The sequence below is a fragment of the Methylosinus sp. R-45379 genome, assembly GCF_001644125.1.
In the GTDB taxonomy this organism is placed as follows: Bacteria; Pseudomonadota; Alphaproteobacteria; order Rhizobiales; family Beijerinckiaceae; genus Methylosinus.
In genome coordinates this window covers 1-6,796 of record NZ_LUUM01000307.1, presented here as the reverse complement: position 1 = coordinate 6,796, position 6,796 = coordinate 1, and the positions used below count along the sequence as shown (strand labels likewise).

6 protein-coding genes and 5 pseudogenes are annotated in these 6,796 nt (G+C 54.9%); 2 read left to right on the top strand and 9 right to left on the bottom strand.

What is annotated here, in order from left to right; all coding sequences use genetic code 11:
• The 3 genes and pseudogenes from A1351_RS22150 to A1351_RS22140 form a co-directional block, all read right to left on the bottom strand.
• Nucleotides 1-645 (bottom strand): annotated as a pseudogene (locus A1351_RS22150) (IS66 family transposase zinc-finger binding domain-containing protein); the annotation flags it as partial.
• A 70-nt stretch (nucleotides 646-715) separates the two neighbouring features.
• The gene (gene tnpB / locus A1351_RS22145; RefSeq protein ID WP_064033958.1) at nucleotides 716-1,069 is read right to left on the bottom strand and encodes an IS66 family insertion sequence element accessory protein TnpB; all 354 of its coding nucleotides are present in this window, start codon (nucleotides 1,067-1,069) and stop codon (nucleotides 716-718) included.
• Nucleotides 1,066-1,416, bottom strand: coding sequence for a transposase (locus A1351_RS22140; RefSeq protein ID WP_198162465.1), 351 nt, complete (start codon nucleotides 1,414-1,416; stop codon nucleotides 1,066-1,068). The genes tnpB and A1351_RS22140 overlap by 4 nt, the downstream gene beginning before the upstream one ends.
• A gap of 175 nt (nucleotides 1,417-1,591) precedes the next feature.
• Between A1351_RS22140 and A1351_RS22135 the strand changes: the two are divergent.
• Nucleotides 1,592-1,819 (top strand): annotated as a pseudogene (locus A1351_RS22135) (transposase); the annotation flags it as partial.
• 156 nt (nucleotides 1,820-1,975) lie between these two features.
• Here the strand turns inward: A1351_RS22135 and A1351_RS25000 are convergent.
• The 6 genes and pseudogenes from A1351_RS25000 to A1351_RS24990 all read right to left on the bottom strand — a co-directional run bounded on the left by A1351_RS25000 (nucleotide 1,976) and on the right by A1351_RS24990 (nucleotide 6,101).
• Entirely contained in the window at nucleotides 1,976-2,158 is a 183-nt protein-coding gene (locus A1351_RS25000; RefSeq protein WP_157096461.1) for a hypothetical protein, read from the bottom strand.
• A gap of 178 nt (nucleotides 2,159-2,336) precedes the next feature.
• Nucleotides 2,337-2,738 (bottom strand): adenylyl-sulfate kinase, encoded by a 402-nt coding sequence (locus tag A1351_RS24195; RefSeq protein ID WP_083967459.1) that lies wholly within the window; start codon nucleotides 2,736-2,738, stop codon nucleotides 2,337-2,339.
• Nucleotides 2,739-2,892: 154 nt separating this feature from the next.
• Nucleotides 2,893-3,102: pseudogene (locus tag A1351_RS25965) on the bottom strand (IS5/IS1182 family transposase); the annotation flags it as partial.
• Between the two features lie 70 nt (nucleotides 3,103-3,172).
• Nucleotides 3,173-3,267, bottom strand: a pseudogene (locus A1351_RS26320) (transposase); the annotation flags it as partial.
• A gap of 133 nt (nucleotides 3,268-3,400) precedes the next feature.
• Entirely contained in the window at nucleotides 3,401-4,981 is a 1,581-nt protein-coding gene (locus tag A1351_RS22125) for a glycosyltransferase (RefSeq protein WP_064033955.1), read from the bottom strand.
• Nucleotide 4,982: 1 nt separating this feature from the next.
• The gene (locus A1351_RS24990) at nucleotides 4,983-6,101 is read right to left on the bottom strand and encodes a glycosyltransferase (protein WP_198162464.1); all 1,119 of its coding nucleotides are present in this window, start codon (nucleotides 6,099-6,101) and stop codon (nucleotides 4,983-4,985) included.
• A 223-nt stretch (nucleotides 6,102-6,324) separates the two neighbouring features.
• On the opposite strand from A1351_RS24990, the pseudogene A1351_RS26315 reads away from it, so the two are divergent.
• A pseudogene (locus A1351_RS26315) lies at nucleotides 6,325-6,453 on the top strand (transposase); the annotation flags it as partial.
• Between the last annotated feature and the right edge of the window lie 343 nt (nucleotides 6,454-6,796).

Sequence of the window (6,796 nt, the reverse complement as noted above, 5' to 3'; positions counted from 1 at the left end):
CACGGCGTAGGGATACCGTAAATCTGCGCCTGTCGATACAGCGGCAGATGATCGGCGTATTTGGAGACGATGACATGGGCGACGAGCGCCTCGGTCGGAACGCCGCTCTCGATCAGCCGCTCTTGCGCCGGCGCCTGCGCGACTTCGCCCTCGCAGCTCCGGCAGGCGTATTTGGGACGGCGTGTGACGATCACCTTGAAGCGCGCCGGCGTCACGTCGAGCCGCTCGGACACATCCTCGCCGATCACATGCCGCAATCCTTTGCAGCAGGGACAGCTCTTGTCGCCGATGTCGACGACGATCTCTTCACGGGGCAAATGAGCGGGAAGCGCGCCGCGATTGATGCGGCGCTTGCGTCGCGCTTCCTTCTGCTCGCTGGTCTGCTTCTTCTCGGATTCCGCGGTCGCCGCAGCCAGCGTCTGCTCGATGTCCTCGAGCATCAAGGCGAGCTGATCGGCGTCGATCTTCTCCGAGCGGGCGCCGAAGCGATGGCGCTGCAACTCCTTGATAATGGCGGTCAAGCGCGCGGATGTTCTGATCCGCCGTCGTGATCTCCTCGGCATGCTTTTCTCGCTCCGCGAGAAGCAGAGCGCGCAAAGCGTCAGGATCTGTCGGAAGAGGATCGGCGAAGCTCACGAAGCGCATGGAAGCGCATTCGCAAAAGCTTGTCGCGCGCGATCATTCGTCATGCCGCGCAAGAGTCGTTTTGTCGCGTTCACAGCACGGCTTTCGGAGCCGCCACGCGAACGGCGCGCACGCGCGTCCAATCGAGACCTTCGAGCAACGCGGAGAGCTGCCCCGGCGACAAACGCATCACGGCGTCCGAAATCGTGGGCCATCGAAAGGAGCAATGCTCCAAGCGCTTCGTGACAAGCACGAGACCCGTGCCGTCCCAATACAGCAGCTTCAATCTGTCGGCCCGCTTCGAGCGAAACACATAGATGACGCCACCGTGAGGATCGTGCGAAAGCGTCTGCTTCACGATCGCCGAAAGTCCATCCATCCCTTTGCGGAAATCGACGGGCTTCGTCGCGATCAAGACTTTCACATTGCTCGCCGGGACGGTCATGACACGGCCTTCAAGATGCGCAAGGCCATCTTCAAGGTCGCGGCGTCCGCATTCGGCGGAACACGAACCAGCGCCGCGCCTATGACGATCTCGATCATCGCATGATCCGTCGCCGCGGCGCTCGTGTTCGCCGCATCGACGACGACGCGCACGAACGAGGAACCTTCAGGCACATCGGCGCCTGCTTGCTGCCGCGCTTCCTGCCGCCAGCCGAATAGCTGCTGCGGCGTCATTCCATGCCGGCGAGCGATATGCGAAACAATCGCGTCCGGCGCCAGCGTCTCTTCGACAATGCGCGCCTTCTCCTCGCGCGACCATGCTCGCCGCCGCCCGGTCCCCGTGATCAACTCGAGCCGCCGGACCGCTTTCGGTTCGAGCTTATCATCATGCGTATGCACAAGCCGATCTCCGTATCAGAGACCAAAGCCTCGCAAATCACGCGAAAAATTGGAATGTGGGATCAAAGCTACGCTTACGTTGAATCACCGAACCAGCTATGGCGCAAGGGGGTGGGTAATTACGCAGAAGAAGGCCTTGCCGTTTGTCGACACCGAGATCGTCAAGCGCTCTGATGCGGCCAAAGGTTTCAAAGTGCTGCCTCGCCGATGGGTCGTCGAAAGAACCTTTTCTTGGCTCGGTCGCTGCCGAAGGCTGGCCAAGGACTTCGAAAACCTCAATCGCAAGGCGCTGGCGTTTCTTCACCTCGCCTCCATCCGCCTCATGCTCAGAAGGCTTTGTAATCAAGTATGAAGTTAACGGACAGACTCTAAGGCAGCTATCTCAAAAACCGCAATCAACGCAAGGCCGCCGCCGCCGGAGGGATACCTAACAAATATCGGAATCTAACAAAAAAGGAATTCAAAATATCTTTTGCAGATTTTGACACCGTGACAAATGACTTAGCTCTTATTGATATTTTGTTTTAACTTGAATAAAGATACGCTCCTTTTCGTGAAAGCAAGTCGCTTCTTGAACGCGCTTGGCAGATTCCACGGCAATATAAACCGCCTCAGCAAAATCCTCGGCCGAAAACGCGAGCTCGCGATCAAGCAAATTAGCCGCTTTAGCTTCGGACATCTCACGGGTCACGAAGGAATTAATCTAGCCGCTGGCGTCCAATGCGAGCGCCAACTACGTTATAGTTACAATTCATCTACGCCTAAATAGACAAAATCGGAGATACAATCATTTTTCCAGTTCCTTGTCATCCAATCTGCAGTCGGGTGCTGAGCGAACACCGAGCGCTACACTTTCCAGAAGCCGTCTCTCAAGCTATCCTCCATTGAGCACAAACTAGAGCTGAGGAGTCTATTACCGATAAACCTAAAGGGATTCGAACGTGATATAAAGCGGGAGGTTCGAATAACTTGTTTGTGTCGACGAAACGCCCCCCTTGAATGCGATCGACCCAAACCACGAAAGCATCTCCAAATGCTGCCCGGGTTTCGTGAGTAGGGCAGACAAAATCGGCCACTGCTACGCTTCCATCATTGATGACGCGATCACATAGCAAACCCATCCGTCGCGCATGCTCTATCCGGTCAGATAAAGAAAAACCAAGGTCACTGTGAAGATGGCTTCTGACCAAATCTGCATTGAACCAAACAGCCCCTAGTTCTCTTACGACTTCCCGCGCTAATGTAGTTTTGCCGGCTCCGGGGAGTCCCATAATTAAGATCTTTGCGTGTCGCATTTTCTTACGTTTGCACGATCGTAATGAGAGAGAGAAACAGTTTATATGTCCCTAGCCGTGATGTCAAGAAAGCACATCTGTATGAGCGCTTCGCAGAATAGCCGAGGTCTTGGCGTACACGGTCTTTCGGCTGCAGGATCAGGATCTTGAACATGAACACATAATCGAATGGCGGCCGACCGCCTTTCGAGCGATCACCGTGCGGAACCACCGCCTCCCGAGCACGCCGGAACAAGTCGAAATCGACAAGAGTGTTCAGCCGCTCCAGATCATCGTCCTTGGCCGACAATTCCGCCAGCCATTCATCGACTTCGAAGAAACCAGGAGCCTCTCTCGTCATGTCCGCCAATCCCCGCGACATGACCTCAGTGAATCAAACCAACGCCGATTTGCCCGGAGGTTTCTGGAGGTCTCCAATTGTAGAGCGTCGTCTCCGAAACCGCGTATCTGCGCGCGAGGTCCGCAGCCTTCGCGCCGGCTTCCTGATCCCCAAAATCCCGATGATCTGCTCTTCTGTTCACCGTTTCTTCTTCATCGTGTCCGTGCTGCAATCGGCTGGACTCTAATCGATGTTGGCGGTATTTTTCAGTGGGACACGTCACATATCGCTCTCGGCAGAAAAACTCGTGCTGTCTGGGTCAGCTCTCAGTGGAAATCAACAGAGCCGTGCCATCCTGAGAATTAGTTGATGCATCGGTAAACACAAATATGCGGAATGCAGCGGCCATCATCCGAGGATCTGACTCCGTTCGGGCCGCATTAGCAAATGTCAGTCGCATGTAATTGATTTGCATCAATAATGAGTTGTCGAAAGAAAAGGTGTAGCTTTGCCAGTGAGACCAAAGGTCGCCGACAAAAACTTTGGACCCATTTAACTCTATGATGCAGAGCACTGAATTGCCAAGGTTAGGAAGCGACATAGCCTCGAATACAACGTCGATGCGGCCTGCCATAGTCCTCTGGAGACGGAATCGCAACTCGGATGTTACGCCGATGGTCCAGCGCCAGTCACCTTCGGAGTAGCTCCAGCCCGAGCCGAGAGCGGGCTGGTCAATGCAAGTGAGATCAAGCGCCCCAAAATCATCCAGATCGCCCACAGTGGCTTGAGCCAACTGTGCACTACCAGGAGGCAACTTGCGGCCGACAATGTCGATTAGCTCTCGCATCGGTGCGGAGGAAAGCTCGCTCCCAAGTACCAAGTTTTGGCGCAGATAAAGATCATACGATTGCAAAGAATCGTAGTAGCGAAACCAGATGTCGCGCAAAAATGCTTGTAAATCAACATCAATAGCTTTGCTATTCGGTGTTTGTTCGATCCAGTCAAGAACCTCGTGTTGCGAGGCGACCCATTTTTCGTGCCCCTCGACAACAGTCATCCACGCCATGCGGCCGAGCCGTGCGGCGTCGGAACGAATGTGTATCGCCGCCGGCGGTTGGCTTTTGTCGAAGAGAATACCGTTAATCCAGTTGCTGATATATTCGTTGTTTGTGGGCGCGTCATGAGCAAGGATAAGCATGCCACGGGCCATGGCCTCCAACATGGCCATACCGATGCCCTCGCCCACTCGCGGCGCGATGAATACATTCGCGCGATCCAGGACGGCGAGATACTGTGCGCTGTCCTCAAACCATTTTGTTTCCGTTAGACTAAAGCGACTTTCTTCGCTTTTCACAATCGCATAATCGATCTGAATATCCGGTGCATTGTGAACATGGAAATGATCGAGTTCGGTGCCAATCAGCTTGGCTACGAGATCGTAAGTTATTCCATGGTCTGGTCGACGTTGCCATAGGAAGGCAGACATTGAGTCGAAGGTCGCGAGTTCCGCTTGTGGGCGCGGAGGCGGAAAATATTTGACGAGCTTACTCTGACCGCCCAGCAGTCTGACACGCTCGTGCAACGCAAGTGAAAAGTTCAAAAAACGCGCATTTCGATGAAAGACAAAATGCAAATCCGGCATGCCGTTGGAGCCGTCGTACATCGGTATAACGACAGTGCGCTTACCCATTGCAACGAATACTGATGCTAGGAAGTCCATCTGCAGCAAGACAACATAATCAGCATTTCGCGCCGCGTCCAGCACTTCGTAATCGAGCGCCCCCCCGGGGGTCAAATAATACATACTCACGTCAAAGCGCTGTGCTAACAGATCTACGAGGAAACCCGTCGACCGCGTGCGCTTGCGGAAACTGTGCTCGATGAAAAGCAATGAAGCCATGTCAGTTCACCCAACCGCGATAATTTGAGGTGAGATCGGAGAGATAGCGCCGCCGCGCATGACGCGCACGCGCGACGCGAGTGGCCCGTGACGTCGCGCCGAATGAAAGGATTGCTTCGACGAGTTCGCTTCTGCTCGCGAGAACATCGCCGATCGAAAAAAAACGTACTTGATCGGCGAATGCGGTGCCTTCCAGCGTCAAGACAGGCCTCCCGTAAGCTACTGCCTCAGCGAGAACTGCCGAACCGCGAAATTGGTATGTTTCTTTTTCGTAAGGCAGAAGCACGAGGTCGCAGCTAGCGTAAAGCCCCGCCATCTCCTCTGCAGAGACCGACGTCGGCAGCACGGTTACGCCAGGCAAAGCATACAGCTTGGCGTGATAGACTTGCTGATGCACAATATCCTTGTCAGGTAGGACCTGTGTTGTGAAGCGCACGCGCAGGTCAGGATCGCGCTGCCGGACATGGGAAAAAATGCTTTCAAGATCAAAGAACCCCTTGTCAGCACGCGCCGACCCCGGGCAGATCACATGAATAAAGTCATGCCGCGGAAGAGGTAATATCGAACCATGCTCGATAGAGGGCGTCACAACAACCTCCGCATCGAGCGCGACTGCAAGCATTTCCGCATAGCGAGGCGTCTCGGCAGAGAGGCGCACATTGAGACCGTTCGCAATGAGGATTCTTACATTCGCAAGCGCCACACATAGCGGATCAGCGAAACCGTGAGCCGCATTTTCCATGACGCCGATAAAGCGTAGCATGATTTTTGGGTTGCCCGCGCGCTTTAGCGCTTCGATATTTTGGACAAGTCCCTCAAGACTGTAAAAGTCGACCGAAGGAAAACAAATCGCGTCGTCCGGCCCCGGAGCGAGACTGACGATGAGCGCCTCAAGATCAGCCCCGGCAGCGCGCCGCCGCGCATCGCACGGATCGGCCACACCCGCAAAGTCATCTTCTTCGGCGGCAAGCACGGGAATATAATCATTATAGTAGAATCTGAAGAATTTTTTTATATTGCTGTCATGCGCGACACTATCATTTAGATACTTAGCTCCAAAACACAATGCATCGTCAAAATAGCTGGAAAAATGATGCCTATAATTCTTTAGAGCTGCCACAGCATGTCCATATGAAAGGACGCAGACGGGGTCGCAAATTAATATTCTAGACATCCGCCACCATCGCGTTCTGAGAGGCGCGTCTTCTCATTGAGAGGACACCATTTTTTCCGCTTATACATATCGGAACTAGGCCGGTCAAGCTTGTGATGGCGACCCGTGCCCGCGCCAAACCGATCGTGGACGCAATGAAGCCGGGTCTGGGGCCAGACTTGCGACGGTCTCCGGCAAATCCGTGCTCACTGTGGACATTCGCTATGCGTTGTCGCGATGGGACGGGCTCGTTCTCTTTCTCGACGACGGCCGCATCGACATCGACTCCAACGCCGTCGAACGCGCCGTGCGCTCGATTGTAAGCGGTGCGATCGCGCCACGTAGAGCCGGCCTCGGAAAATCGGACAGGGGCTTGAGCGGATTTTGCCGACAAAGTTCGCCATGGCGACCCCAGATGGTGCGAATCACCGGGCGATGTCACCCGGATCGCGGCAATATCGACGGGCAAAGCGCCAACCGCGATTACCCGATGTCCAAATGAGCGGGGCCAGCTCTATCCGCGCGGCGCGTTACGGCACTCCGCAGTGGGATCGGCGTGCCGCTTACAAATCGGCCGCACTCATTTCAAAAAGCAGCAGCAACGCTACGGTGGGTAGCCTCTCAGCGTCTCGTGTCAGGCTTAAGCCGCTCGAGATCGGCGT